The organism is Microbacterium sp. 22242 (genome assembly GCF_052045495.1).
Classification (GTDB): Bacteria; Actinomycetota; Actinomycetes; order Actinomycetales; family Microbacteriaceae; genus Microbacterium.
The window spans coordinates 101552-127418 of sequence record NZ_JBQEOZ010000006.1; the positions used below are offsets into that span (position 1 = coordinate 101552).

Below are 25867 nucleotides of genomic sequence, written 5' to 3' on the forward strand. Positions count from 1 at the left end.
GACCCGTGCTTAGGCTGGGGTCATGACGCGGATCTGGGTGGTGCGACACGGGCAGACCATGCTGAACGCGGTGGACCGGGTGCAGGGGTGGTCGGACTCCCCGCTCACGCCGCTGGGCCGGGAGCAGGCGACGGAGCGCGGCCGCGACTTCGCCGCCGCGGGCATCGTGTTCGACGCGGTGCACTGCGGCGACGGCATGCGGCACCGCGAGACGGCAGCGGGGATCCTGGCCGCCGCGGGCTCCCCCCTGCAGCCGCAACCCGACTGGCGCTGGCGCGAGATCAGCTTCGGCTCGATGGAGGGCGCGCTCGGCAGCGAGCTGTTCCACCTGGTCCAGGCGCACGCGACCGCACCGGATCCGTTCACCGCCGCGCTGGAGACGCTGGCCTCCTCCGATCCGCTCGCGGAGACCCCGGCCACGGTCGCCGAGCGCGCCACCGCAGCCCTGGAGGATGCCGCGAACAGCGGATCCGAGGTCCTCGTCGTGACGAGCGGGATCACGATCATGGAACTGCTGCGGGGCATCGGCACAGACCTGAGCCGCGTGGCCGTCGGGCCGGCGAACCTCTCCGTGACCGAGATCAGCCGCACCGACGCCGCCTGGCTCGTGGACCGCATCGCCAGCACGGATCCCGTCGCCGGCTGAGAAGCCCCGGGCACAGCGCGTCCCTCCCCTGACTTGGAGATGGGACCCCCGTCGAGTGCACCGTTCTCAGGATGGATGGTGCCGCGCTGACGGGGAGCCGCGGTTTTCCGCGGCTCCCCGTCAGCCTCGAGCGCATCCGTCCTGAGAACGGTCACGCCTCAGACGGTGTAGCCGTCCGCGACGTCGAGGGCCTCGTCGAGCACGGCGAGCCCGTGGACGAGCTCGTCCTCGGTGATGACGAGCGGCGGGGCGATGTGCGTGCGGTTGAAGTGCGTGAACGGCCAGACGCCGCCCTGCTTCGCCGCAGCGGCGAACGCGCCCATCGGGGCGGCGTCGGCACCGGCGGCGTTGAACGGCACGAGCGGCTCCCGGGTCTCCTGCGAGCGCACCAGCTCGACGGCCCAGAACAGGCCCCGGCCGCGCACCTCGCCCACGCTCGGGTGCCGCTCCGCCCACGAGCGCAGGGTCGGCTCGACGATCCGGGATCCGAGATCGCGCACGCGCTCCAGGATGCCGTCCCGGCGGAACACGTCGAACGTCGCGACGCCGGCCGCGCAGGCGAGCGGGTGGCCCGAGTAGGTGAGGCCGCCCGCGAACGGCACGGTGTCGAACGCCGAGGCGATCCGGTCGGAGATCACGACGCCGCCGAGCGGGACGTAGCCGGAGTTCACGCCCTTGGCGAAGGTGATCAGGTCGGGCTTGGCGTCGAAGGCGTCGATGCCGAACCACTCGCCGAGCCGGCCGAAGCCGACCATGACCTCGTCCGCGATGTAGACGATGCCGAAGCGGTCGCACAGCTCGCGCACGCCCTGCAGATAGCCGGGCGGCGGGATCAGCACCCCGTTGGTGCCGACGACCGTCTCGATGATGATCGCGGCGATCGTCTGCGGTCCCTCGAGCAGGATCGTCTGCTCGAGATGCTCGAGCGCGCGCTGCGACTCCTCGGCGAGCGTCGTGGAGTGGAACGCCGAACGGTACAAGTACGGGCCGAAGAACCGCACGGTGCCACTGTCGACGCCGTCGTTCGCCCAGCGCCGTGGGTCGCCGGTCAGCGAGATCGCGGTCGCCGTCGAGCCGTGGTAACTGCGGTACATCGAGAGCACCTTGCGCCGCCCGGTCACGGTCCGCGCCATGCGCACGGCGTACTCGTTCGCGTCGGCGCCGCCGTTGGTGAAGAACACCTTCTCCAGGCCATCGGGCGCGACCTCGGCGATGAGTCGGGCGAGCTCGCCGCGCACGTCGTTCGCGACCGACGGCTGGATCGTCGCGAGACGACCGGCCTGCTGCTGGATCGCCGCGACCAGATCCGGCTGCTGGTGCCCGAGGTTGAGGTTCACCAGCTGACTGGAGAAGTCGAGATACGCGTTGCCCTGGTAGTCCCAGAAGGTCGACCCCTCGCCCGCCGCGACCGGCAGCGGGTCGATCGCGGCCTGCGCGCTCCAGGAGTGGAACACGTGCGCACGGTCGTCCGCGCGCACCTGCGCCTCGGCCTCGGGGGCCGGCAGCGGGTGCCGCACGCCGTGTCGGTCGGTGAGCGCGACTGCTTCGGTGGTGACGGTCATGATCCGGATCCTCTCCGCGTCAATGCTTGCTCGATCAGTGGTTGCTCGATCAGTGGTTGCTCGGGAAGCCGAGGTCGACCGGGGCCGGGGTGTGGTCGGGCCAGCGGGTGGTGACGACCTTCGACCGCGTGTAGAAGTGGATCGACTCGGGGCCGTAGATGTGCGAGTCGCCGAACAGGGAGGCCTTCCAGCCGCCGAACGAGAACGCGCCGATCGGCACCGGGATCGGCACGTTGACACCGACCATGCCGACCTCGATGTCGAACTCGAACTGCCGAGCCGTGCCGCCGTCGCGGGTGAAGATCGCGGTGCCGTTGCCGAACTGGTGCGCGTTGATGAGCTCGACGGCGTCGGCGTAGCTGTCCACGCGGACGACCGAGAGCACCGGGCCGAAGATCTCGTCCTCGTAGAGCTTCATGCCGGGCTTCACACCGTCGATCAGGCTGATGCCGGTGAAGAAGCCGTTCTCGTCGAGGCGCTCGCCGGCGGCGACGCGCTTCGTGCCGTCCAACACGACGGTGGCGCCCTCGGCCGCAGCTCCCGTCACGTACGACTCGACACGGTCGCGGTGCTCGCGGGTGATCAGCGGTCCCATCTCGCTCGCCGCGTCCGTGCCGTCGCCGATCCGCAGGTTCTGCACCTTCTCGGTGATCGAGGCGATCAGCGGCTCGGCGACATCGCCCACGGCGACCAGCACCGAAACGGCCATGCAGCGCTCCCCGGCCGACCCGTAGGCGGCGGACACCGCGGCGGCCGCAGCGCCGTCGATGTCGGCGTCGGGCATGACGACCATGTGGTTCTTGGCGCCGCCGAGAGCCTGCACGCGCTTGCCGTTCGCGGAGGCGCGCTCGTAGATCGCCTTCGCGATGGGGGTCGATCCGACGAAGCTGACGGCCTTCACGTCGGGCGAGTCGAGCAGCGCGTCGACGGCGACCTTGTCGCCCTGGACGACGTTCAGCACGCCGTCCGGCAGCCCCGCCTCCTGGAACGCCTTCGCGAGCCAGACCGACGCGGACGGATCCTTCTCGCTCGGCTTCAGGACGACCGTGTTGCCGCACGCGATGGCCGAGGCGACCATCCACAGCGGCACCATGACCGGGAAGTTGAACGGCGTAATGCAGGCGACGACGCCGACCGGCTGCTTGACCGAGTGCACGTCGACGCCGCGCGCGACCTGCTCGGCGCGCTCGCCCTTGAGCAGGTGCACGAGACCGGCGGCGAACTCGACGTTCTCGATGCCGCGGGAGACCTCGCCGGCCGCGTCGGAGAGCACCTTGCCGTGCTCGCTCGTGACGATCGCGGCGATCTCCTGCGAGCGCTCGGCCAGGATCTGGCGCAGCCGGAAGAAGACGTCGGCGCGCTTGATCAGGCTGGTCGCGCGCCAGGCACGACCGGCCGCCGTGGCCGCGGCGATCGCCTGCTCGACCTCGGCGGTGCTCGCGAATGCGACCTGACGGTGCGCCTCGCCCGTGGCGGGGTTGTACACCGGGCCGGTGCGCTCGGCTTCGGCCGTCTCGGCGCCGTTCACGAAATGCGGAATCAGGGTCACGGTGTGCTCCTCGAGTGCGGGGTGGGTCGGGCGGCATGCGGTGCGTGCCGACGGGATTCGGGAGTAGCTCGTCTGCGAGAAACCACTTCTGGCATGAGACACCACTGCAGACGTGGGGTCTCATGCTGGATCTGGTTTCTCGCGGTCGCAGCCGGACACTCTGGTCGGATGCGCCCCGGGCTTGCTCTCCCATGCTGGCAAGGTGGAGGATGGATCCGTGCCCGCAGATCGTCTGGACTTCGCCGCAAACCGGACAGATCGTCCGGACGCCTTCTCGCCGGTCCCCGCACCCGTGTCGACGGACCGCCATCCCTGCCCTTTCCGCCGCCGTCCCACGCGCATCGGAACGCCGGGATGAGCACCTCCGCCGGCCGGGTGGGCCGCGCGGCGGGCGTCGAGAGGGCCCTGCCGACGGTCGCGGACGCCCTCCGGGTCGCGTCGCTGCAGGCGGGGATCCCCGAGGTGCTGGCCGGATCCGTCGACGTGCCGGTGCGCTGGGTGCACGTCTCGGACAGCGACCGCGTCGCCGCCCTCCTCGACGGCGGGGAGCTGCTGCTCACCACCGGCGCGGGCTGGCCGGGCGCGACGGCGGCCTTGGAGACGTTCGTCGAAGAACTGGCCGGCGCGGGCCTCGCCGGCATCGTGCTGGAGCTGGGCACGCGGTTCACAGTCGCGCCGCCCGCGCTCGTCGCGGCCTGCCGCGCGCGAGACCTCGCACTCGTGACGCTCGACCGCGAGGTGAAGTTCGTCACGGTCACCGAGGAGGTGCACCGCCGCATCATCGCGGGCCAGGTCGAAGCACTGCAGGAGCGTCAGCGGCTGCACGAGCTGTTCACCGGGCTGAGTCTGCGCGGGGCTCCGATCGAGGTCGTGGTGCGGGAGACGGCGCGGGCGCTGCGCGCGCCGGTCGTGCTGGAGGATCTGGCGCACGAGGTCGTGGTCGCCGACGCGTTCGACCTCACCGACGCCGAGGTGCTCGCCGGCTGGGCAGGGCGGTCGCGCCGCCTGCCGCCGGACTGGACGCGGGTTCCCGTCGCCGCCCGCGGGACGCAGTGGGGCGAGCTCGTCGCACTGCCCGGGCCGACGCACCCCGCAGGTCCGGCGACGGTGCTGGAGCAGGCCGCCACCGCACTCGCGCTGTCGCGACTGGCCGACGGCGACGACGCCTGGACCCGGTTGCGCGCGGAGGGGCTGATCGCGGCGCTGCTCGGGGAGCGGTATGTGACCATCGCCGATGTCGAGGCGAGACTGGAGGCGTCAGGGTTCCCGGTCCGCGGCCGGACGCTGTTCCTGGCGATGGGATCCCCGTCGGAGGCGACAGCGGGCGGCGTCGGCGCGAACTCCGGCGACGTCCTGCACGCACCCCGTCGCGCTGCACACGAATCGGCCGGTTCCCTGCATGATCCTCTGCGCCCTGCGCCGAATCCAGCACCGGGAGGGCCCGGCGGATCGGAGGACCACCGGGTCCTCTCCGCCGATCTCGGCGGCGAGCGGATCCTGCTCGTGTCGCTGCCCGCAGGATCGGACCTTCCCGAGCGGATCCTCACCCGGCTCAGCTCAGGGGCCGTCAGCGAGCCGGTCACGGGCGCCGCCGGCCTGCTCGCCGCCCTGCCCGTCGCGCAGCGCCTCGCCCGGCAGGCCGCACGCGGGGAACTGCTGCGCGTCGCGGATCGACCGCTCGCCCGGCTCGCCGCCGAGCTCAGCGGCGACCACCGCCTGCAGGAGCACAGCGCGCGCCTGCTCACCCCGCTCATCCGTCACGACGACGCGACCGGCGGCGACCTGCTCCGAGTGCTGCGCGCGGTGGTCACGCACCCCGGCAACCGCACCGCGGCCGCGAGCGCGTCGCATCTGTCGCGGTCCGTGTTCTACCAGCGCCTCACGCTCATCGCGGAGCTGCTCGGTGCGGACCTCGACGACGGAGAGACACTGTCGGCGTTGCACCTGGCACTGCTCGCGCACGGGCGCTGACCGCGCCGATCGGCGGGGGAGGGTCAGTGCAGGTCAGCGGGTTCCCCAGTTGTACAGATCCTTGTACCGGCCCGCGTAGAGAAGGCATTCGGTGTGCGTGACGCCCGCGACGGTGCGGATTCCTGCGGCGATCAGCTCGACCAGATCCTCATCGCTCTCGCAGACGGCCTCGGCGAGGATGTCGAAGGATCCGAGGGTCACGTTGACGTATGCGATCTCCGGAATGTTCGCGATCGCCTCCGCCGCGACCCGCGGATCGCCGTCGACGCGGATCCCGAGCATGGCCATGCGGGAGAACCCGAGCTGACGGGGGTCCGTCACGGCGACGATCTGCACGATGCCGCTGTCGGTGAGGCGCTGCACGCGCTGGCGCACCGCCGCCTCGCTCAGGCCCACCGACCGCCCGATCTCCGCGTACGGCCGGCGTCCGTCCTCCTGCAGCAACTCGATGATCCGCTTCGAGACGTCGTCCAGCACGGGCAGCTTCGGCTTGTCACTCACGCCACGATCCTGACATCGGAGAGAGCGCACTTCAACAGATATCGCAGAATGCGTCCCCGATTCTCACTGATTTCGTCGCCCGACACCGGCTCGCTCCGTGTCCATGCGGCCGAGTGAGGAGCCGGCGGGCTCGACCGGCGGCTCCGGAGGTGCTACCGTCGCGGATGCCGTGCTGGCACGAGAAGAGGAGGTGATCCCATGAACGAATCGACGTGGGTGCTCCTCTCCGAGGTCACGGTCGGGCGATAGGTCGTCCGGGAGCGCCGATCACGAGCACTCCCGAAAGGCACGACCATGAACACCATCACTGAACTGCGCTTCACCTCCGAACGACCGCGCGACGACGGCATCGTCGAACGCGACCTCGTCGTCAACGGCATTCCCGGCATCCTGTGGACGCCCGGATCCGCTTCCGCATCCGCGCCCGTCCCGTTGATCCTGCTGGGCCATCCCAGCGGACCCGGACTGGCCCGCATGCGCCCGCGCCTGGACGGCCGCGCCCGCGCAGCGGCCGAGCTCGGCTTCGCCTCTGTGGCGATCGAGCTGCCCGGCAACGGCGACCGACCGGCCCTGCCCGACCTCGAGAGCGCCAGGGCCGAACTGAGGCAGGCGCTCGACGCCGGCGAGCGGCCGAGCGAGGAGGTCATCGACCGCCTCGTGCTCCCGCTCGTCGACAAGGCGGTGCCGGAGTGGCGGGCCGCCCTCGACGAGCTGCTCGCCCTCCCCGAGATCGGCGGCCCCGTCGCCTACTCGGGAGGCGTGCTCGCCATCGGCATCCGGCTCGCCGCCGTCGACGAGCGCATCGTCGCTGCCGGGCTGTTCGCGGGCAGCTACGTGCCGCTGAGCATGTTCGACGAGGCCCGCCGCGTCACGATCCCGCTCCACGTCCTGCTGCAGTGGGACGACGAGGGCAACGACCGCCAGCGCGCCCTCGACGTGTTCGACGCGTTCGGTTCCGCGGAGAAAACGCTGCAGGCGAACCTCGGCGGCCACACCGGCGTCCCCGCGCACGCCGGCGAGGATGCCGGGCGGTTCTTCGCGCGGCACCTGACGCCACGTCGCTGACGTCACATCGCTGACGTCACATCGCTGACGCCGCCGCGCTGACGCATCAGGGCGGCCCCGGGATCCGATCCCGGGGCCGTCCTGGCCGGAGTCCCTGCGTCAGCTCAGGCCCTGATCCTTGAGCCAGGCCTTCGCGATGTCCTCGGGTTGCTTCTTGTCCGCCGTGCTCTGCACGTTGAGCTTGACGAGCTCCTCCGTGGTGAGCTTGGCGCTCACGGCGTTGATCGCCTTGGAGACCTTGTCGGCGACGTTCGCGCTCACGATCGGCACGATGTTCGACGGCAGGATGAGGTTCTTCGGATCCTTGAGCGCGACCAGGTCGCCCTTGGCGAACGCCGGGTCGGCCGAGTAGATGTCCGCGACCTGCACGGTCCCGGCTCGCAGCGCCTCGAGCGTGGTCTGGCCCGTGGCCGAGAAGGCCAGGTCGACGCCGTAGTCGGTCTTCGCGGCGGCGGGGCCGTACGGGCGCTTCTCGAACTCGGGTGCTCCGCCCACGGTGACCGTGCCCGGGAGCTTCTTCAGATCGGCGATCGAGTCGAGGCCGTACTTGTCGGCGTTGGCCTTGGTCACCGTGTAGGTGTCCTGATCGGCGGCCTTGGCGTAGTCGAGGGCCGCGAGGCCGGACGGCAGCGCCTTCTTCAGCGCCGCGTACACGTCGTCGGAGCTGTTGGTGTCGGCCTTGCCGCCCAGGTACTCCAGCAGGTTGCCGGTGTACTCCGGGAACAGGTTGATCGCGCCCGACTTCACGTCGGGCATGTAGGCGTCGCGCTGGCCGATGTTGAACTTGCGGTCGACCTTGAGGCCGTCCTTCTCCAGCGCCTGCGCGTAGATCTCGGCGATGATCTCGTTCGAGTAGTACGCCTGGGATCCGATCACGATCGTGCCGGCGGATCCGGATCCGCTCGACGCGGTGGGCTTGTCGAGCGGGTTGCTGGAGCTGCACGCACTGAGCGCGAGAGCGACGGCTACCGCGGCCGCTGCTGCGGCGGCGATGCGGGTGATGCGAGCGGTGAACATGGTGTGCCTCTCTTCGGTGGGGGAGTCGGTGCAGGTCAGGTGCGGGCCGCGCGCAGGGCGCGACCCGTCCGCGAGCGGGGCTCGCCGGCGGCGCGTCCGCCGCCCGCGCGCACCCCGGCGGGGACGGCGGCGCGCTGGGCGATCGCGAAGAGGAGATCGGCGACGAGGGCGAGCGCCGCGACGAGGAGCGCTCCGGCGAGCACCTCGTCGAAGCGGCCGAGCGGGATGCCCTGGATGATCGGGTAGCCGAAGCCGCCGAGATTCACATAGCCGGCGATCGTCACGGTCGCGATCACCTGAAGGGTCGCGGCGCGCAGTCCACCGATGAGCAGCGGCAGACCGAGCCGGAACTCCACCTTCCAGAACACCTGCCACGGCGTCATCCCCATGGCCTTCGCCGCATCGATCACCCGCGGGTCGATCGCCTCGATGCCGGTGTACGCGCCGGCGAGCAGCGACGGGATCGCGAGCAGCACGAAGGTGACGAGGGCGGCGGCAGGCACCTGCAGCACGCCGAACAGCAGCACGAGCAGGATCAGCAGCCCGAACGACGGGATCGCGCGCGCGGCGCCCGAGATCGCGACCGCGACCTCGCGCCCTCGGCCGGAGTGTCCGATCAGCCACCCCGCGGGCACGGCGATCAGGGCGGCGACCAGCACCGAGACCACGGTGTAGAGCAGGTGCTGCCCGAAGAGGACCGGCAGCGCATAGGATCCGGTCCACTGCTCGGGGTCGAGCAGCCAGCGGATCGCGTCGGCGAAGAGGTTCATGCCGCGACCCCCGCCGCCACGGCCGGCCGGGAGCGCCGGGCCCTCGCGGTGCCGCTGCGCTGCCACGGCATCAGCAGCCGCCCGAGCAGCACCAGCAGCAGGTCGATCACGACCGCCAGCACGATCACGGCCAGCACGCCCGCGAAGACCTCCTCGATGAGCCGACGGTCCAAGCCGTTCGTGAACAGGTAGCCGAGGTTCTCCACCCCGACCAGGATGCCGACGGTGGCCAGCGCGATCGTGGAGACGGCCGCGACGCGGACTCCGGCGAGGATCACGGGACCTGCCAGCGGAAGATCGACCGTCCAGAACCGCCGGCCGGCGCCGTAGCCCATCGCGGTCGCCGCACGGCGGACGTCGTCGTCGACCGAGTCGAGGCCGTCGGCGACGGCCCGCACGAGGATCGCGACGTTGTAGATCGTGAGCGCCACCACGAGGTTCGGCGGCTCGGTCGCGGAGTATCCGAGGAAAGCCGGCAGCAGGATCAGCAGCGCGAGCGAGGGGATCGTGTAGAGCAGGCCCGTGAGGACGATGAGAGGGGCGCGCACCAGGCGATACCGCCAGGCCACCCATCCGAGGGGGACCGACACGACGACCCCGAGCACGAGGGCGAGCATGCTCTGCTGCAGATGCAGGCCCGCGCGATCGAGGATGAGCCCGAGGTTGTCGATGATCCAGGTCACGTCAGCCGCCCGCCACCTCGTCGGCCGGCTGCGGCACGGAAGCACTCGTCGATGCCTCGCCGGCGCCGACCGCATCGGCGGCCCGCGGCGGATGCGCGTCCTGCAGCGAACCCGGGGACTGCACGAGGGTCCCCTGTGCGCGCCCGTCGGCGTCGACGATCACGGTGCCGTGCGGCGTCTCCTTCAGGCGCAGCGCCCTGCGCCCGCGGTCGGATCCGATGAAGGCGGCCACGAAGTCGTCGGCCGGAGCGGCGAGGATCTCCTCCGGCGTGCCCTGCTGCACGATGCGGGCGGCCTTGTCGAGGATGACGATCCGGTCTCCGAGCAGCAGGGCCTCGTCGATGTCGTGGGTGACGAACACCACGGTCTTGCCCAGCTCGCGCTGCAGGCGCAGCAGCTCCTGCTGCAGCTCCGTGCGCACGATCGGGTCGACGGCGCCGAACGGCTCGTCCATGAGCAGGATGTTCGGATCCGCCGCGAGACCGCGAGCGACGCCGACGCGCTGCTGCTGGCCGCCGGAGAGCTGGCTCGGATAGCGGTCGGCGAGGTTCTGTGCGAGGCCGACCGTGTCGAGCAGCTCGCGGGCGCGCCCGTGCGCCTCGCGCCGGGCGACGCCGTTCAGCCGCAGCACCGTGGCGACGTTGTCGATCACGCTGAAGTGCGGCATGAGGCCGGAGTTCTGCATCACGTAGCCGATGCGACGACGCAGCGCGACCGGATCCCCCTGCAGCACGCTCTCGCCGTCGATCTCGACGGCGCCCGAGGTCGGCTCGACCATGCGGTTGATCATGCGCAGCAGCGTGGTCTTGCCGGATCCGGACGAGCCCACCAGCACGGTCGTCTGCCGCGCCGGGATGACCAGGCTGAAGTCGTCGACCGCGCGTGTGTCGTCGGGGAACGTCTTCGTGACGGAGCGGAACTCGATCATGTCGGGCCCGCGCTCAGGGGAGCGCGCCCTCCTCGGGGACGTCGCCTTCGCGGATGGTGACGGCGCGGTCGAAGGCGACGTAGCCGGAGAAGTCGACGCCGACGCGCTCGATCGCCGTGGGATAGGGGTGCGGGTACGCCCAGGCCAGATCCTTGTGGTCCTGCTCGCCCAGCCGGATCGAGTAGTACTGGCACTCGCCCTTCCACGGGCACGTGTACGGCGTCGGGCTGTCCTGGAGCACGCCCTCCGCGACCGAGGTCGGCGGGAAGTAGCGATTGCCCTCGATGACCACCACGTCGGCGTCGTCGGCGTTCGCGATGACGGTTCCTTCGAATACTGCTTGCATGCTCGTCCCTCCGGGGAATCGATGCGACACGTTCTTCTCCGCGTGCGGCGCGACACCGCCCTACCGACAGTACGCGGGGCCTCCGACATCAGAAACAGGCAGGCCGTCCTCCGGATTCCCCCGTGCCGGATCCGGTCCTCGTTCGAGGAGCGATGTTCGTCCTGTCCCTGGCCGGAAGCGCGCAGACATCGCTCCTCGAAACCGGCCGGGCGCGCGGGGCGTCAGGCCGACGGACGTCCGTAGGCCTCGAGCAGGCGCAGCCAGACCTCGCTCATGGTCGGATACGACGGCACGGCGTGCCAGAGACGGGCGAGCGGCACCTCGCCGGCCACCGCGACGGTCGCCGCGTGGATCAGCTCGGCCACGTCGTCGCCCACCAGGGTCACGCCGAGGATCACCTGCCGGTCCTCGTCGACGACCATGCGGGCGCGCCCGCGGTAGTCGTCGGCGTGCAGCGAGGCGCCGGCGACCGAGGAGAACTCCACGTCGACCGCGCGGACCCGGCGTCCCGCCTTCCGCGCCGCGGCCTCGGTGACGCCCACGGCCGCGACCTCGGGCTCGGAGAACACGACCTGCGGCACCGCGGCATGGTCGGCGGTCGCCGCGTGCCGGCCCCAGGCCTCGTCGTCGACCGCTGCGCCGCGGGCGCGCGCCGCGACCACGTCGCCGGCGGCGCGGGCCTGGTACTTGCCCTGGTGCGTGAGCAGCACGCGGCCGTTCACGTCGCCCACCGCGTACAGCCAGTCGACGCCGGGCACCCGCAGGGTGTCGTCCGTCGCGATCGAGCGCCCCGGCTGCAGCCCCACGGTCTCGAGGCCGATGTCCTCGCTGCGCGGGGTCCGCCCGGTCGCGGCGAGCACCTCCGCAGCGCGCACTTCGCCTCCGTCGGTCGTGATGGTCACCCCGTCCGCGCCGCGCACGACCGACAGGGTCTCCACGCCGGTGCGCACGTCGACGCCGAGCTCGCGCAGCCGATCCGCGACGAGTTCGCCGGCGAAGGGCTCGACGGATCCGAGCAGTCCGCTGCGCGCGAGCACCGTGACGGTCGACCCGAGCGCGGCGTAGGCGGTCGCCATCTCGACCGCGACCACGCCGCCGCCGATGATGGCGAGCGAGGCCGGGATCTCCTCCGCGCTGGTCGCCTCTCGGCTGGTCCACGGCTTCGCCTCGCGCAGGCCCGGGATCGGCGGGATCGCGGCGTCGGATCCGGTGCTGACGGCGACCGCGTGCCGGGCGGTGAGGATCCGCTCCTCCCCGTCGGGGGTCGTCACGGCGACCTGCCGCTCGCCGCTCAACCGGCCGTGCCCGCGGACGAGGTCGATGCCGGCGGAGTCGAGCCACTTCACCTGTCCGTCGTCGCTCCAGTGGCTGGTGAACTCGTCGCGTCGTCGCAGCACCGCAGCCACGTCGAGGGCGCCGGTCACGGCTTCGGCCGCTCCGCCCACGTGCTGGGCCGCGTGCAGCGCCTGCGGCGAGCGCAGCAGCGCCTTGGACGGCATGCACGCCCAGTACGAGCATTCGCCGCCGACGAGCTCGCTCTCCACGATCACCGCGGTCAGCCCGCCCTGCACGGCGCGGTCGGCCACGTTCTCGCCCACCGGACCGCCGCCCAGCACGATCAGGTCGTATTCGTCGGTCATGCGATCCGCCTCTCGATCAGGGTGGGCGCGGAGCAGAGCGTCCGCCCGGCCACCTCCCACCTTTCCAGAACGGGCGGCGCGCGGCGCGGATTCCTCCCGATCGTCGGACCGGAGGCGCTCGGGGATCCTGCGCGGGCGCCTCAGGATCGCGGAGCGCCGGCCTCGGCATCCCCGAGAGCGGCAGAGGACAGTGCCCGCCCGAGGTCCAGCGCGACATCGATATGCACTCTGCCCGCCGGCGCATCCGGGGCAGCGATCCGGCGGATGAGCATCTCCGTGCCGATGCGGCCGAGTTCCTGACCGTCGGCGTCGATCGCCGGGGCGTCGTCGCGTCCCAGCGCACGCTCGATCGCGCGCTCCGAACTGACCAGCGGAGGCTGCTCGCCCGCGACGAAGTACGCGAACTGCACGCCGAGGCCGAGCGCGGTCGCATAGGGGACCACGGCGGTGGGAATGCTCTCGCGTACCGCGGCCGCGGCCTCGATCCCGGCGGCGATCGTGGAGTCATAGGGCCCGAGCACCGTGAGCTCGGCCTCGGTTCCGGCCACGGCGGCGCGGACCGCGGCGGTCCGCTGACGGTCCTGCCACGATCCCGCCGGCCCGCCCAGATAGACGATCCGGCGGTGACCGGCGGCGATGAGGCCCGCGACGAGGGCGCCGAACGCGGAGGACGAGTCGGCGATGACGGAGGGGATCCCCTCGATCTCGCGGTCCACGAGCACAGCCGGAGCGTCTCCCAGCGCGGCGCGGATGAACTCGTCCGAACCGCGCGGCGCGAGCACGACGAGGCCGTCGGCCTGCCGTCTCAGCCGCTCGAACGCGGGGATCTCGGAGGCCGACTCGAGCGGGTGCACCACCACCGTGAGCTGGTATCCCTCGGCATCCGCCCGGGTCTGGGCGCCGGCGATGATGGGCGTGAAGAAGCTGTTGTCGAGGGTCGGGACCACGAGTGCGAGGATCCCGCTGCGGCCGCCCGCGAGCAGCCTCGCGGCGTTGTTCACGACGAAGCCGAGCTTCTCGGCGGCGGCGTGCACCCGCCGGGCCGTCTCGGCCGTCACGACTTCGGGGCGCGTGAAGGTGCGCGACGCGGTGGCCTTGGACACGCCGGCGAGCCGCGCCACATCCGCGATCGTGGCCATGGGTGCTCCTTCTCTTTCGGCAAGCTTACCGAGTCGGATCCTGCAACCGGTTACCTAAATTCCACAGGGCGTGAGAAGCCTGATCCGTAACAGTTGATCCTTCTCATTGCATGGCGCAATGTAACCGGTTACAGTACTTGCAGACGATCAAGGGAGATTCGATGCGGAGCAGACTCACGCCGACACTGCTGTTGCTGCCGGGGCTCGCGTTCCTGCTCGTCGGGTTCCTCATCCCCTCGCTCGCGATGCTGTTGGCACCCCCGCGCACCAAGACGCTCGACATCTTCGCGCGCATGATCACGATGCTCACGGATCCCTACGACCTCGCGATCATCGGACGCACCCTGCTGCTGGCCCTCGTCGTCACCGCGGTCTGCGTGGTGCTCGGCTTCCCGATCGCCTACCTCCTCGCGCGCACCGCATCGAAGTGGTCCGGCGTGCTGCTCGCGCTGGCGATCTTCCCGCTCCTGCTGAGCAACGTCGTGCGCACGTTCGGCTGGCTCGTCGTGCTGGGCTCGAACGGGGCGATCGGCCAGCTCCTCACCGGCCTCGGGCTGGTCGACAAGGCGCCGCAGCTGCTGTACACACCGCTCGCGGTCGTGCTCGGCCTCACCCAGCTGTTCCTGCCCCTCGCGATCATCACCTGCTATTCCGCGGTGTCGCAGGTCGACGCGGGCCTCGATGACGCGGCGCGCGGACTCGGGGCGTCGCGCACGCGCACCTTCTGGGACGTCGTGCTGCCGCTCTCCCTTCCCGGCCTCGTCGTAGGCTCGACCCTCGTCTTCGCCGGATCCGTCACGGCGTACACGACGCCGTATCTGCTCGGCGGATCCGCCAACCGCGTGCTCTCCACGCAGCTGTTCAACTACGCCAGCGTCACCATCGACTGGGCCGGAGCCAGCGCGACCGCCCTGATCATGACCATCCTGGTCTTCGCGGTCTCGGCGGTGTCCTCGGTGATCGGCCGGAAGGGGGCCACCTCGTGAAGACCTCGCGCCCCGTCGCCACGGCGTTCGCCGTCGCCGGCTACATCGTGATGATCGTTCCGATCCTGTTCGTCGTCGCCGTCTCGTTCACGGAGGGATCCACCCTGCAGTTCCCGCCGCACGGATTCTCGCTGCACTGGTTCGGCGCCGCGCTCGGGTATCAGCCGTTCGTGGGGTCGCTGGTGACGAGCCTCGAGATCGGCCTCATCGCCACCTTCCTCGCGCTGCTGGTCGGCGTGCCGGCCACGCTGGCGATCCACCGCGGCAGGCTCCCCGGCAAGGGGATCGTGGAGGGCCTGTTCCTCTCGCCGCTGATCGTGCCGGAACTGGTCGTCGGCCTCGCGCTGTTCCAGCAGCTCATCGTCGCCTTCCGGGTCGACAACTGGTTCGTCCTGCTCATCGGGCACACGGCGCTGCTGCTGCCCTACGCGGTGCGTGTGACCGGTGCGGCGGTGGCAGGCGCGGATCCGTTCCTCGAGGAGGCGGCGCGCGGTCTCGGCGCGTCCCCCTGGCGGACGTTCTGGACGATCACCCTGCCGATCCTGCGCCCGGGGATCTTCTCCGCCGCGCTGCTGAGCTTCATCACCTCGTTCAACAACGTGCCCCTGTCGCTGCTGCTGCAGAGCCGGACGACCCGCACCCTGCCGGTCACGATGCTCGACTACGTGCAGCAGAGCTACGACCCCATGGTCGCCGCGGCATCAACCCTCATCCTCGCCGTCACGATCGTCATCGCCATCCTGGCCGAGAAGACCGTGGGCTTCGCCAAGATCTTCGGAGGCATCAACAAATGAACGCCGCTGCCCAGTTCGAATCGGTCACCCAGGTCTTCGGCGACTTCACCGCCGTCGACGGCATCGACCTCGCCATCCCCGCCGGCAAGCTGACGACGCTTCTGGGCCCGTCCGGATGCGGCAAGACGACGTCGCTGCGGATGCTCGCCGGCTATACGCGACCGACCAGCGGGCGCATCCTGATCGACGGCGTCGACGCCACCCGCACACCGCCGGAGAAGCGCGGGCTCGGAATGGTCTTCCAGTCGTACGCCCTGTTTCCGCACATGACCGTGGCGGAGAACGTGGCCTACGGCCTCAAGCTCCGCGGCATGGGCCGGAGGGAACGAGACGTCCACGCCACAGAGAGCCTCGAACTGGTCGGCCTCGCACACCTGGCGCAGCGCAGGCCGCGCGCCCTCTCCGGCGGCCAGCAGCAGCGCGTCGCGCTCGCCCGCGCGATCGCCATCCGCCCGAAGCTGCTGCTGCTCGACGAGCCGCTTTCGAACCTCGATGCGCGCCTGCGCGTGCAGATGCGCGCGGAGATCCGGCGCATCCAGCACGAGACCGGGCTGACCGTCGTGCTGGTGACCCACGATCAGGACGAGGCTCTCGAGATGAGCGACGAGATGGTGCTCATGCGCGCGGGGAGGATCATGCAGCAGGGGGCGCCGTCGGACGTCTTCAGCTCCCCGGCGAACCGCTTCGTCGCGGACTTCCTCGGCTACGAGAACTTCGTGCAGACCGCGGAGGGACTGGTGACCGTCCGCCCCGAGCACGTGGTCGTCGTGGCCGGCTCGGCCCCTGCGCCGGGAGGGCTGTCCCTGCCCGGCACCGTGCGCGACATCGCCTACCGCGGCGTCGACATCCTGACCACCGTGGAGGCCGAGGGGCCCGAGCCGATCCTGCTGCGCTCGCACGTGCGGGCCGAGGGCGCGCCGCGGCTCACTCCCGGACAGGCCGTGACCGTCACGGCCCGTGCCTCTCACCTCATCCCCGTCACCGACTGACCTGCTCCCGAAAGGAACACATCATGAACTCATCTCGTCTGCGCGCTGCGGCGGTCGTCGCCGCCGTCGCAGCGGCGGCTCTCACCCTGGCCGGCTGCAGCTCCTCCCCCGCGCCCGCGGCGTCCAGCGCGGAATCGAAGACGCTCGTGGTCAGCACGTTCTCCTTCGGATCCGACCAGTTCACGCAGGCGGTGATCGACCCGTTCACCAAGAAGACCGGGATCAAGGTCGAGCTCGACACGGGCGCCAACGCCGACCGGATCTCGAAGCTTCAGCTCGCCGGCGGCGTCGATCCGGGCGTCGACGTCATGCTGATCAGCGACTTCTACGCCGCGATGGGCCAGAAGGACGACCTGTTCCAGAAGGTCGACGCGACGAAGGTCCCCGAACTGGGCAAGATCGCCGAGTTCGCCAAGGAGAAGAGCTACGACGGTCCCGCCTACAGCTACCAGCTGAACGGCACCATGTACCGGACCGACGTGCTCGACAAGAAGCAGGCCGAGGACTGGAACCTCTACGGCGACAGCGCCTATGCGGGCAAGCTCGCCCTTCCCGACATCGCCGTGACGGCCGGTCAGCTGACCATCAGCGGCGTCGGCACCGCATTCGGCAAGGGGCCGTACGACGTGGACACGGCCTTCAAGACGATGCACGGCTGGGCGCCGGGGATCCTGCAGTTCTACAGCTCCTCGACCGAGGTGACGAACCTGATCGCGCAGAAGGAGATCGTCGCCGCCGACGCGCTCAACGGCTTCGCGACGAAGCTCATCGCGTCCGGCCAGCCCATCGCATGGACCGCGCCGTCGAAGGGCGCCTACATGGCGACCAACCGCGCGATGATCCCCAAGGGCGCCGCACACACCGACGCCGCCTACAAGTTCATCGACTACCTGCTCAGCGCGGAGGCCCAGAGCGCATCGGCCAGGATCGTGGGCGATCTGCCGGTGAACCTCGGCGCGGAGATCCCCGCGGACGCCAAGGCCGTCGTCGGCGACATCGCCGCCGACCCGATCGCCGCCGGGTACAAGACGCTCGACCCGACCAAGATCGTCCCCACCCGCAACGAATGGGTCGACCGGTTCGCCCGTGAGGTGTCGTCCAAGTGACGCCCGCCGTCTCCGCGGACTGGATCCGGAAGCTGCCGAAGGCCGAGCTGCACTGCCATCTCATCGGCACCGTGCGTGCGGCGACCTTCGCCGACCTGGCTCGCCGAGCGCGGCTGGATCTTCCGGCCGAGCCCGAGCGGATCTTCGCGGACATCAACTCGCTGCCACCCGACCCTTCGCTCTATGCGGACACCGTGATCCCGGTTCCCCTGGAGCGGTCCCCCGACGAGCCGGAGGTCTCCTATTCCCTGTTCCAGGCCTCCAAGTGGGTGATCGAGTCGCTGCGCGACGCGGACGATCTCACCCGCATCGTCTACGAGGCGTTCGAGGACGCGCACCGGCTGAGTGCGGTGCGACACCTCGAGCTGTTCTTCGACGACGTCCCTGAGCACCTCTCCGCGCTGGGCTACGCCGGAAGCGTGGCCGCGTATGCAGAGGGGATCCGACTGGCCGAGCGCGACTTCGGCATGACAGGGCGGCTGATCAAGGGCATCGACCGCTCCAAGAGCGGGGACGAGGCACTGGCCCGGGTGCGCGAGGTCGTCGACAACCCGAACGAGTACGTCGTCGGCATCGGGCTGGACAACCTCGAGACCGCCGGCCCGCCGGAGCGCTTCGCCGACGCCTACCGTCTCGCCGGGCAGGCCGGCCTGAAGCGCACCGCGCACTCCTCGGAGCACACGCCCAGCGCGCAGAACACGATCACGTGCCTCGACCTGCTCGGCTGCGATCGGATCGACCACGGCTACTACGTGCTGGAGGATCCCGAGGTCGTGGCGCGCGTCCGTGACGATCGGGTCGCCTTCACTGTGGGCTCCACCACCTCGCGACGTTCCTGGCGGCCGTGGCGGCGCGCCTCGATCAGGGCGATGCTCGATGCGGGGCTGAACGTCATCCCCTGCTCCGACGACCCCGGCATGTTCCCGACGACTCTGACGAACGAGTACGCGATCCTGAACGAGCAGATCGGCGCGACACACGAGCAGCTGAGCCGCATGGCCCTGCGTGCCGTGGAGGCGTCCTGGCTGCCGGACGCCGAGCGCGCGGCTCTCCGCGCGGAGGTCGAGGCTGCGCTCGTCGAGCTGGATGCCGCCCTTCCGGACGCCGCCCTTCCGGACACCGCCCTTCCGGACACCGTCCGGTAGGGCGGCGCGGACGGCGCACGTAGACGCGTGATGCCCGAGCGAGGATCCGTCCCGCTCGGGCATCATGCGTCCGCCCGCGCCCGCGGCACGTCCGCGCACATGCCGAGGGCAACCGGCGGGATCCGCACCGCCCGCACGGGCATCTGCCCTTGTCCCCGCTTCCGGCCGGGAACATACTGTGCGCATGACGATCCGGGGCGCGACGGTCGTGGACTGGACCGGGCGGTTCGACCAGCTCGTCGCCCGGGAAGCCCTGCTCGACGCGGCGGAGCTGGACGAGCTCGGCCAGGCGGCCTGGTTCACCGGCCGGGACGACGTGAGCCACCGCGCCTGGGAGCGCGCCCACCTGCGCCATCTCGACGACGGCGATCTCGCCGCCGCCGTGCGCTGCGTGTTCTGGCTCGGTTTCACGCTCAGCGAGCACGGGGACCAGGTGCGGGCGCGCACGTGGATGGGCCGGCTGTTCGAGCTGTGCGCGCGACCGGACGCGGATCCGCACACCGACGCCTACCGAGAGCTGTGCAGCGCCGTCGGCCGCTTCGCGCAGGGCGACCTGGAGGGATCCGTCCCGCTCTACCGGCGGGCCGCGGAGCTCGCCATTGCCGTGGACGACGGCGACCTGGATGCGCTCGCGACGATGGGCCTGGGCCGCGCGCTCGTGCGTCTGGGTCAGGTCGAAGAGGGGTTCGGCTGCCTCGACCGGGTGATGCTGATGATCGGATCGGGCCGGGTGAGCGACCGTGCCGCGGGGCCCGCGTTCTGCGCCGTGGTGGCGAGCCTGCTCGCCCGGGGCGACCTGGAACGGGCGCGGGTCTGGACCCGCGACCTCGGCGAATGGTGCGACGCGCAGCGCGGGCTGGAGCCGTTCCGCGGCGAGTGCACGCTGCACCGCGCGACCGTCATGCAGCTCGGCGGCGAATGGGGCGAGGCGGCGAAGGCCGCGGAGCAGGTGTGCCGCAGCGAGAAGCGGGTCGAGACCCTCGCGAACGCGTGGTACCGCGCCGCGGAGCTGCATCGCGTGGCCGGCAGGGCCGCTCCGGCGCGCGACGCGTTCCGGCAGGCGGCGGCGCTGGGCCGCGAGGTGCAGCCCGGACTCGCCCTGCTGCACCGCGACGCCGGCGAGCTCGACACGGCGTGGTCCGGTCTGACCAGGGCGCGCGCGATGACACTCGGCCCCGCCGCGCGCGCGGAGGTGCTCGCCGCGGCAGTGACCGTGGCGCTCGAACGCGGACGCCTTGCCGAGGCCCGAGACGCCGCCGCGGAGCTCGCCGAGTGCGCCGCGGCCTTCGGCACCCTGTCGCTGCGGGCGCAGGCATCCCAGGCGCAGGGCGAGATCGCGCTGCGGGAGGGGCGCAGCGCCGAGGCGCTGCCGCTGCTGCGCGCCGCGTGGCTGGACTGGCGACGGTTGGACGCGCCGCACCAGGCGGCGCTCGTGCGCGTCGCGATCGGATGCGCCGCGCGCGTCGCCGGTGACGAGGAGGGGGCGCAGCTCGAGTTCGACGCCGCCCGTGTCGCGCTGGAGGGGCTCGGCGCCGTGCCGGACCTGGCCCGGCTGGAGCGGCTCGCCACGACCACGCAGCGCGGACCGGCGGATCCCGGTCTCAGCCGTCGCGAGCGCGAGGTGCTCGAGCTCGTCGCCCGCGGCTGGTCGAACCAGCGCATCGCCGAGCACCTGTTCCTCAGCGACCGCACGGTGGCCCGGCACGTGGGCAGCATCCTCAGCAAGCTCGACGTCCCCTCGCGCTCCGCGGCGACGGCGTACGCCTTCGGGCACGGGCTGGTCACCGTCGCCTGACATCGTCGCGGGTTCCGAACTCAGTCGATCCTGCGCACGACGGTCGCGAACGGCCTGTTGAACTCGACATCGACTGAGTTTCGGACGGTTGCCGCTCGAGCCGGAGGCCGGATCCGGATCCGAATTGGTCATTTCTGCCGATGCCGGGCGATCGCCCGTCGGCCTACCGTGCAGAGAAGCCGGAGATCCGCAGAGCCCGATCCCGGAAGAGGAGGCCATCATGTCCATCACGACACTCGACCTGGCCATCGTCGGCGCAGGTGCGGCGGGGCTGCACACGGCCCGGCGCGCCCAGGAGCGCGGCGCGCGGATCGAGGTCTTCGATGCGCACGCGCGCATCGGCGATTCCTGGCGCGAGCGCTACCGCTCGCTGCGCCTTTTCACCCCGCGGCGCTGGGTGGAGCTGCCCGGACTGCGCCTCGACATCGGCGTGTTCGACTACCCGACGGCGGCGCAGCTCGCCGATTATCTGGAGCGGTACGCGGCGACGTTCGAGATCCCCGTGCGCACGGCCACGCGCGTGCAGCGGCTCTCGGCCGAGCCCGACGGCCGGTTCCGCCTCGAGCTCGACTCCGGCGAGGAGATCGTCGCGGGAAAGGTGGTCGTCGCCGCCGGCGCCCACCACCGTCCGATCCTGCCCGCGTTCGCGTCGGAGCTGGATCCGGCGATCCGCCAGGTGCATTCGGTCGCCTACCGCGGTCCGGAAGACCTCGCGGCCGGGCCGGTGCTCGTGGTCGGGGCCGCCAACTCCGGCACCGACATCGCCCTGGAGGCGGCGGCGAACGGCCACGACACCGTCATCGCCGGGCGCCATCCGGGGCAGGTCCCCGGGCGCATCGACACACCCGTCGGCAATCTGATCAGCAGCATCTTCATCCGCCGGCTGCGCAACCTCACGATCGACACCGAGAAGGGGCGGCGCGCGTGGGAGCGGCAGCGCGGCCACGGCGTGAACCTCGTGCGCAACCACGTGGCGGATCTGCGCAAGGCGGGTATCCGTCAGGTCGGGCGCGTGGCGGGCGTCGACGACGGCCTTCCCGTGCTCGAGGACGGCGAGCGCCTGCGCCCCGCGACGGTCGTGTGGTGCACGGGGTCGCGGCCGATCCTGGACTGGATCGACCTGCCCGGGTTCGAGGACGAGAACGGGATCCGGCACGAGCGCGGGCTGTCCACGACCGTTCCGGGCCTGGCGTTCATGGGCCTGCCGTTCCAGTACTCCATCGCCTCGCCGACGCTCATGGGCATGGGCCGCGACGCGGAGTACGTGGTGGAGCACCTGCTGCGGCCTGCGCCTGTCCCGCTGGCCGCGTAAGAGCTGGGCGGCACCCGCGCAACCGCCCTTGCGCGACGCCCCGCCGGATACGCGGCGCGTCAGCGCACGTGCAGCAGGTGCGTGGGAGCGGGGGCGGCGGTGCGGTGCCGGACCCGGCCCGGGGCGCCCGTGCGGTCGTCGAGGTCGAGGACGCTGACCTGGTCGGAGCGCTGGCCCGCGACGAGCAGCGCGCCCTCGTGCAGGAGGTGGAAGCGCGGCCAGTCGACGCCCGCGTCCGCGAGGGCGAGGGGCTCGACGCGATCGCCGGATCCGCGCACGCGCAGCGCCGCCATGGTGTTGCTGCCGCGCACGCCGGCGTACAGGGTCTCGCCGTCGCGCGAGCGGCTCAGCTCGGCCGGGTGGTCGTGGCCGGGGGTCAGGATCGCGGAGACGGCGGTTCCCGCGACGACGCTCCAGCGGCCCTCGCGATCGGCGGCCAGCGTGAACACCTCGCAGGAGAGCTCGGTCACCACGTGCAGGTGGCCGCTGGGGTGCACGACCATGTGCCGCGGGCCGGATCCGCGCGGCAGCACGACCTCGTGGTCGAGCGTCAGCCCCGACGGCGCGGGGCGCCAGATCCGCACCAGGTCGTACCCGAGGTCGGTCGTCGCGATCCGCCCGTCCGCCAGGAACGCGGCGGCATGCGCGTGCGAGACGCGCGGGTCGCCGTTCGGGTCGAGGCGGTTCGGATCCGCGGGGTAGGGGTCCACGGCCGCGGTCGACGGCGAGACCGAATCCACGTCCCGAAACCGACGATCATTTCCTCGGTCTCGGGACGGAAGTTCGGTTTCACGGCCACCGGCCGGGTCCGGGGCCGCCTCGCCGTCGCCGAACAGCGCCCGCCGGAGCTCCGCGGCCTTGTCGCGCCCCTCGGGCACGAGGGATCCGTCCGCGCCAAGCCCGATCCGCACCACGCGGCCGTCGCCGTAGCAGCTCGCGACGAGGAAGCGGCCCTGCGGATCCACCGCCAGATGGCACACGAGCTCCCCGGCAGCGACCGGCTCGCCGAGCGGACGCAGTGCGCTCTCGCCCGTGCGCGCGAACGCGGCGACCTCGCCCGCTCCCTCGAGGGCCGCATACACGACGTCGAGCGCGGGATGCTGCGCGAGCCACGACGGCGACGGCGCGGGCGCGACGGCTCCGCGGTACGCAAGCGCGGTCGGGCCTTGGCCGTCATCGACGGCCAGCAGACCGATCCCGTCGGCCTGCCCCTCCATCTCGGGGCCGTAGCCGCCGACCCAGAAGCGCGTCATGTCAGTCGACGAGGTCGTGACGCACGACGACCTGGTCGCGCTCCGGGCCGACGCCGATCACCGAGATGCGGGTGCCGCTCATCTTCTCGAGCGCGAGCACGTAGTCCTGGGCGTTCTTCGGCAGATCCTCGAAGGTCCGGGCGGACGAGATGTCCTCGCTCCAGCCGGGAAAGTACTCCAGGATCGGCTTCGCGTGATGGAAGTCGCTCTGGTTCACCGGCACGTCGTCGAAGCGCACCCCGTCGACGTCGTAGGCGACGCACACCGGGATCTGCTCCAGCCCGTCCAGGATATCGAGCTTGGTCAGCACGAGGTCGGTGATGCCGTTCACGCGGGTCGCGTAGCGGGTGATCGGCGCGTCGTACCAGCCCACCCGGCGCGGACGCCCCGTCGTGGTGCCGAACTCGAAACCGCGCGCGCGCAGCCAGTCGCCCTGCTCGTCGAAGAGCTCGGTGGGGAACGGGCCGGATCCGACGCGCGTCGTGTAGGCCTTCACGATGCCGACGATCCGGTCCAGGCGGCCGGGGCCCACACCGGATCCGGTCGCGGCACCCCCGGCGGTCGCGGAGGACGAGGTCACGAACGGGTACGTGCCGTGATCGACGTCGAGCATCGTGGCCTGGCCGCCCTCGAACACCACGACCTCGCCGCGCGACAGCGCCTCGTCGAGGAGGTGCCCCGTGTCGGCGACCATGGGCCGCAGCCGCTCCGCGTAGGAGAGCAGGTCCTCGACGATCTCGTCGCACGTGATCGCGCGGCGGTTGAAGACCTTCACGAGCAGGTGGTTCTTCTGGTCGAGCGCCCCCTCGACCTTCTGGCGCAGGATGTTCTCGTCGAAGAGATCCTGCACCCGGATCCCCACCCGGTTGATCTTGTCGGCGTAGGCGGGGCCGATGCCGCGCCCGGTGGTGCCGATCATGCGCTTGCCGAGGAAGCGCTCGGTGACCTTGTCGAGCGTGCGGTGGTACTGCGTGATGATGTGCGCGTTGGCGCTCACCTTGAGGCGGGAGGTGTCGATGCCGCGGGATCCGAGCGCCTCGAGTTCGTGGAACAGCACCTCGAGGTCGATCACGACGCCGTTGCCGATCACCGGGGTGACGCCGGGCGAGAGGATGCCGGAGGGGAGCAGGTGCAGTGCGTACTTCTCGTTGCCGACCACGACCGTGTGGCCCGCGTTGTTGCCGCCGTTGAACTTGACGACCCAGTCGGTGCGCTCCCCGAGCAGGTCGGTGGCCTTGCCCTTGCCCTCGTCGCCCCACTGGACGCCGACGATCACGATTCCTGGCATGGGTTCATCCCCCTTGGATACGGCCATGGCCGCCGTGCTTTCGCCGGGTTTGCACCGGCCGATGAGCTCGCCCGATCGGGCGGAGCCAGTCTATCGGAGGGGTCCGTCGTCGTTGCGGGAGCGGTCCCGCCGCGGCCACGACCGACAGGGAACGGTCAGAGAGGGGTCGTTAGGGTGAGACCCGCGGTGCCGCACCACGGACGGCGCTGCCGGAGACACGACGATGACAGAGCCGACGGAGCAGCCACCCGCGGGCCCGAGCGCGATGCCCGCCGCAGCCACGCGCCGCGAGGCGCGCCTGCGCAGGGAGGCGCTGACCCGCCCGCTGTTCGACGTGCCGCCGCTCGCCGCGCCGCTGGTCGCGCCGGACGCCGACGCACCCGCCGCCCCGACCGTCGAGGCCGGAGCGCGGACGATCCCGCTGCCCCTCCCGCCGATGACCGAGTCCGGCACCGCGCCTGCGGCACTGGCCCCGCACCTGTCGCTCGCCGCGCCGCTCGTCACACCTGCTCCGCTCGCAGAACCCGCTCCGTCGCCGCGCCGCGAGGCCCGCCAGCAGCAGGCGGCGACCGTACTGGCGGCCGAGCCGATCGATCCCGCGACGGCGGACGGATCCGCTCCGCGACGGCGCCGCGCTGTCGTCTGGTCCGGCATCGCCGCCGCCCTCGTGCTGATCGCCGGACTCGGATCGATCGGGCCGTGGTTGCTGCGCGCGCCGGAACCGCCGGCCGCGGAAGACCAGCACGTCGACGCGCCCCCGAACCCGATCGCCGGGCGGGGCCTCGAGGGCGCGGGGTCGCCGTCCGCCTCCGCCCCGCCGCGCACGCCCCCACCGCCCCCGGCGAATGCCATCCCGCCCGTCGAGACGGCCATCGCCCCGATCGCCGGGGATCCCGTCGATCCCGTCGACACCGGCGACACCGGCGACACCGGATCCTCCGCGCCCGCGCCCGCACCGGCGCCGGTCCCCGGAGACGCCGGGCCCGCGCCCGCCCCGCCCGCAGCGCCCGCTCCGCTCGCCTTCACCGGCCTCACCCGTAACGAGACGGTCGGCCTGCTCGGGATCCGCCTGCTCCAGAGCTACACGCTCAGCCTGACCGGCCAGCCCGGATCCGCGGTGTCCGTGACGTACCGCTCGACGAACGTCGGATCCGTGACGTTCGACGGTTCCGGCCGCGCGTCGCTGACCTTCGGAGAGGGCCTGGTCGCCCTGGATCTCGGCGACCCGCTCGTCCGCGCCGCCTACACGGACGGCACGCCCGGCGAGCCCATCGAAGCCCGCCGCAGCGACATCTGACCGCGTCGACGTGGCGGCCGGTCGGGCGGGCCGCGGCATGCTGGCAGGATCTCGGCGACGGATGGCGGTCGCTGTTCTCGACCGA

23 protein-coding genes are annotated in these 25867 nt (G+C 71.5%); 11 read left to right on the plus strand and 12 right to left on the minus strand.

Features of this window, described 5'->3' with window-relative positions; genetic code table 11:
* Positions 1 to 22: 22 nt before the first annotated feature.
* Positions 23 to 646, plus strand: a complete 624-nt coding sequence (locus ACTJJZ_RS08710; protein WP_440720787.1) for a histidine phosphatase family protein — start codon at positions 23 to 25, stop codon at positions 644 to 646.
* 158 nt (positions 647 to 804) lie between these two features.
* Here ACTJJZ_RS08710 and ACTJJZ_RS08715 read toward each other — a convergent pair whose 3' ends face one another.
* Positions 805 to 2208: an aspartate aminotransferase family protein gene (locus ACTJJZ_RS08715; RefSeq protein ID WP_440720788.1), complete on the minus strand. Its 1404-nt coding sequence runs from the start codon at positions 2206 to 2208 to the stop codon at positions 805 to 807.
* Positions 2209 to 2257: 49 nt separating this feature from the next.
* The gene (locus ACTJJZ_RS08720) at positions 2258 to 3757 is read right to left on the minus strand and encodes a CoA-acylating methylmalonate-semialdehyde dehydrogenase (RefSeq protein WP_440720789.1); all 1500 of its coding nucleotides are present in this window, start codon (positions 3755 to 3757) and stop codon (positions 2258 to 2260) included.
* A 354-nt stretch (positions 3758 to 4111) separates the two neighbouring features.
* Here ACTJJZ_RS08720 and ACTJJZ_RS08725 point away from each other — a divergent pair, with 354 nt between their 5' ends.
* Positions 4112 to 5728, plus strand: a complete 1617-nt coding sequence (locus tag ACTJJZ_RS08725; RefSeq protein ID WP_440720790.1) for a PucR family transcriptional regulator ligand-binding domain-containing protein — start codon at positions 4112 to 4114, stop codon at positions 5726 to 5728.
* A gap of 33 nt (positions 5729 to 5761) precedes the next feature.
* On the opposite strand, the gene ACTJJZ_RS08730 is transcribed toward ACTJJZ_RS08725, so the two are convergent.
* A complete protein-coding gene (locus ACTJJZ_RS08730; protein WP_440720791.1) occupies positions 5762 to 6229 on the minus strand; it encodes an Lrp/AsnC family transcriptional regulator in 468 nt (155 codons plus the stop codon).
* Between the two features lie 294 nt (positions 6230 to 6523).
* On the opposite strand from ACTJJZ_RS08730, the gene ACTJJZ_RS08735 reads away from it, so the two are divergent.
* A complete protein-coding gene (locus ACTJJZ_RS08735; protein ID WP_440720792.1) occupies positions 6524 to 7294 on the plus strand; it encodes a dienelactone hydrolase family protein in 771 nt (256 codons plus the stop codon).
* Between the two features lie 99 nt (positions 7295 to 7393).
* Here the strand turns inward: ACTJJZ_RS08735 and ACTJJZ_RS08740 are convergent, their stop codons facing one another.
* The 7 genes from ACTJJZ_RS08740 to ACTJJZ_RS08770 all read right to left on the minus strand — a co-directional run bounded on the left by ACTJJZ_RS08740 (position 7394) and on the right by ACTJJZ_RS08770 (position 13817).
* Positions 7394 to 8311: an ABC transporter substrate-binding protein gene (locus ACTJJZ_RS08740; RefSeq protein WP_440720793.1), complete on the minus strand. Its 918-nt coding sequence runs from the start codon at positions 8309 to 8311 to the stop codon at positions 7394 to 7396.
* A 35-nt stretch (positions 8312 to 8346) separates the two neighbouring features.
* On the minus strand, positions 8347 to 9081 hold the full coding sequence (locus ACTJJZ_RS08745) for an ABC transporter permease (protein WP_440720794.1): 735 nt from the start codon (positions 9079 to 9081) through the stop codon (positions 8347 to 8349).
* Positions 9078 to 9764 carry an ABC transporter permease gene (locus ACTJJZ_RS08750; RefSeq protein WP_440720795.1) on the minus strand — a complete coding sequence of 229 codons (687 nt, stop codon included), beginning with the start codon at positions 9762 to 9764 and terminating at the stop codon, positions 9078 to 9080. The genes ACTJJZ_RS08745 and ACTJJZ_RS08750 overlap by 4 nt, the downstream gene beginning before the upstream one ends.
* 1 nt (position 9765) lies before the next feature.
* Positions 9766 to 10692, minus strand: a complete 927-nt coding sequence (locus tag ACTJJZ_RS08755; RefSeq protein ID WP_440720796.1) for an ABC transporter ATP-binding protein — start codon at positions 10690 to 10692, stop codon at positions 9766 to 9768.
* Positions 10693 to 10705: 13 nt separating this feature from the next.
* A complete protein-coding gene (locus ACTJJZ_RS08760) occupies positions 10706 to 11038 on the minus strand; it encodes a DUF427 domain-containing protein (RefSeq protein ID WP_440720797.1) in 333 nt (110 codons plus the stop codon).
* 221 nt (positions 11039 to 11259) lie between these two features.
* Positions 11260 to 12678, minus strand: coding sequence for a dihydrolipoyl dehydrogenase family protein (locus ACTJJZ_RS08765; protein WP_440720798.1), 1419 nt, complete (start codon positions 12676 to 12678; stop codon positions 11260 to 11262).
* Positions 12679 to 12818: 140 nt separating this feature from the next.
* Positions 12819 to 13817 carry a LacI family DNA-binding transcriptional regulator gene (locus ACTJJZ_RS08770; protein ID WP_440720799.1) on the minus strand — a complete coding sequence of 333 codons (999 nt, stop codon included), beginning with the start codon at positions 13815 to 13817 and terminating at the stop codon, positions 12819 to 12821.
* Between the two features lie 161 nt (positions 13818 to 13978).
* Here ACTJJZ_RS08770 and ACTJJZ_RS08775 point away from each other — a divergent pair, with 161 nt between their 5' ends.
* From ACTJJZ_RS08775 to ACTJJZ_RS08805, 7 genes are all read left to right on the plus strand, one after another.
* Complete coding sequence (locus ACTJJZ_RS08775; RefSeq protein ID WP_440720800.1) at positions 13979 to 14803, plus strand: ABC transporter permease; 825 nt, start codon at positions 13979 to 13981, stop codon at positions 14801 to 14803.
* Entirely contained in the window at positions 14800 to 15597 is a 798-nt protein-coding gene (locus tag ACTJJZ_RS08780; RefSeq protein WP_440720801.1) for an ABC transporter permease, read from the plus strand. The genes ACTJJZ_RS08775 and ACTJJZ_RS08780 overlap by 4 nt, the downstream gene beginning before the upstream one ends.
* The gene (locus ACTJJZ_RS08785; protein WP_440720802.1) at positions 15594 to 16586 is read left to right on the plus strand and encodes an ABC transporter ATP-binding protein; all 993 of its coding nucleotides are present in this window, start codon (positions 15594 to 15596) and stop codon (positions 16584 to 16586) included. Before ACTJJZ_RS08780 ends, ACTJJZ_RS08785 begins: the two co-directional genes overlap by 4 nt.
* A 23-nt stretch (positions 16587 to 16609) precedes the next feature.
* The gene (locus ACTJJZ_RS08790; RefSeq protein ID WP_440720803.1) at positions 16610 to 17692 is read left to right on the plus strand and encodes an extracellular solute-binding protein; all 1083 of its coding nucleotides are present in this window, start codon (positions 16610 to 16612) and stop codon (positions 17690 to 17692) included.
* A complete protein-coding gene (locus ACTJJZ_RS08795) occupies positions 17689 to 18837 on the plus strand; it encodes an adenosine deaminase family protein (RefSeq protein WP_440720804.1) in 1149 nt (382 codons plus the stop codon). The genes ACTJJZ_RS08790 and ACTJJZ_RS08795 overlap by 4 nt, the downstream gene beginning before the upstream one ends.
* A gap of 184 nt (positions 18838 to 19021) precedes the next feature.
* Entirely contained in the window at positions 19022 to 20632 is a 1611-nt protein-coding gene (locus ACTJJZ_RS08800; protein WP_440720805.1) for a LuxR C-terminal-related transcriptional regulator, read from the plus strand.
* 220 nt (positions 20633 to 20852) lie between these two features.
* Complete coding sequence (locus tag ACTJJZ_RS08805; protein WP_440720806.1) at positions 20853 to 21944, plus strand: flavin-containing monooxygenase; 1092 nt, start codon at positions 20853 to 20855, stop codon at positions 21942 to 21944.
* A gap of 59 nt (positions 21945 to 22003) precedes the next feature.
* Here the strand turns inward: ACTJJZ_RS08805 and ACTJJZ_RS08810 are convergent, their stop codons facing one another.
* Positions 22004 to 23197, minus strand: a complete 1194-nt coding sequence (locus tag ACTJJZ_RS08810) for a lactonase family protein (RefSeq protein ID WP_440720807.1) — start codon at positions 23195 to 23197, stop codon at positions 22004 to 22006.
* A 1-nt stretch (position 23198) separates the two neighbouring features.
* The gene (locus ACTJJZ_RS08815) at positions 23199 to 24485 is read right to left on the minus strand and encodes an adenylosuccinate synthase (RefSeq protein ID WP_440720808.1); all 1287 of its coding nucleotides are present in this window, start codon (positions 24483 to 24485) and stop codon (positions 23199 to 23201) included.
* A 223-nt stretch (positions 24486 to 24708) separates the two neighbouring features.
* Here ACTJJZ_RS08815 and ACTJJZ_RS08820 point away from each other — a divergent pair, with 223 nt between their 5' ends.
* Positions 24709 to 25782, plus strand: coding sequence for a hypothetical protein (locus ACTJJZ_RS08820; protein ID WP_440720809.1), 1074 nt, complete (start codon positions 24709 to 24711; stop codon positions 25780 to 25782).
* Positions 25783 to 25867: the final 85 nt, after the last annotated feature.

What these genes read in the sequence shown, in the direction of transcription:
- ACTJJZ_RS08710 (WP_440720787.1), top strand. Translation starts at nt 23, where the DNA reads ATGACGCGGATCTGGGTGGTGCGACACGGGCAGACCATGCTGAACGCG.
- ACTJJZ_RS08715 (WP_440720788.1), bottom strand. Translation starts at nt 2,208, where the DNA reads ATGACCGTCACCACCGAAGCAGTCGCGCTCACCGACCGACACGGCGTG.
- ACTJJZ_RS08725 (WP_440720790.1), top strand. Translation starts at nt 4,112, where the DNA reads ATGAGCACCTCCGCCGGCCGGGTGGGCCGCGCGGCGGGCGTCGAGAGG.
- ACTJJZ_RS08735 (WP_440720792.1), top strand. Translation starts at nt 6,524, where the DNA reads ATGAACACCATCACTGAACTGCGCTTCACCTCCGAACGACCGCGCGAC.
- ACTJJZ_RS08740 (WP_440720793.1), bottom strand. Translation starts at nt 8,311, where the DNA reads ATGTTCACCGCTCGCATCACCCGCATCGCCGCCGCAGCAGCGGCCGCG.
- ACTJJZ_RS08745 (WP_440720794.1), bottom strand. Translation starts at nt 9,081, where the DNA reads ATGAACCTCTTCGCCGACGCGATCCGCTGGCTGCTCGACCCCGAGCAG.
- ACTJJZ_RS08755 (WP_440720796.1), bottom strand. Translation starts at nt 10,692, where the DNA reads ATGATCGAGTTCCGCTCCGTCACGAAGACGTTCCCCGACGACACACGC.
- ACTJJZ_RS08760 (WP_440720797.1), bottom strand. Translation starts at nt 11,038, where the DNA reads ATGCAAGCAGTATTCGAAGGAACCGTCATCGCGAACGCCGACGACGCC.
- ACTJJZ_RS08765 (WP_440720798.1), bottom strand. Translation starts at nt 12,678, where the DNA reads ATGACCGACGAATACGACCTGATCGTGCTGGGCGGCGGTCCGGTGGGC.
- ACTJJZ_RS08770 (WP_440720799.1), bottom strand. Translation starts at nt 13,817, where the DNA reads ATGGCCACGATCGCGGATGTGGCGCGGCTCGCCGGCGTGTCCAAGGCC.
- ACTJJZ_RS08775 (WP_440720800.1), top strand. Translation starts at nt 13,979, where the DNA reads ATGCGGAGCAGACTCACGCCGACACTGCTGTTGCTGCCGGGGCTCGCG.
- ACTJJZ_RS08785 (WP_440720802.1), top strand. Translation starts at nt 15,594, where the DNA reads ATGAACGCCGCTGCCCAGTTCGAATCGGTCACCCAGGTCTTCGGCGAC.
- ACTJJZ_RS08790 (WP_440720803.1), top strand. Translation starts at nt 16,610, where the DNA reads ATGAACTCATCTCGTCTGCGCGCTGCGGCGGTCGTCGCCGCCGTCGCA.
- ACTJJZ_RS08800 (WP_440720805.1), top strand. Translation starts at nt 19,022, where the DNA reads ATGACGATCCGGGGCGCGACGGTCGTGGACTGGACCGGGCGGTTCGAC.
- ACTJJZ_RS08805 (WP_440720806.1), top strand. Translation starts at nt 20,853, where the DNA reads ATGTCCATCACGACACTCGACCTGGCCATCGTCGGCGCAGGTGCGGCG.
- ACTJJZ_RS08810 (WP_440720807.1), bottom strand. Translation starts at nt 23,197, where the DNA reads ATGACGCGCTTCTGGGTCGGCGGCTACGGCCCCGAGATGGAGGGGCAG.
- ACTJJZ_RS08815 (WP_440720808.1), bottom strand. Translation starts at nt 24,485, where the DNA reads ATGCCAGGAATCGTGATCGTCGGCGTCCAGTGGGGCGACGAGGGCAAG.
- ACTJJZ_RS08820 (WP_440720809.1), top strand. Translation starts at nt 24,709, where the DNA reads ATGACAGAGCCGACGGAGCAGCCACCCGCGGGCCCGAGCGCGATGCCC.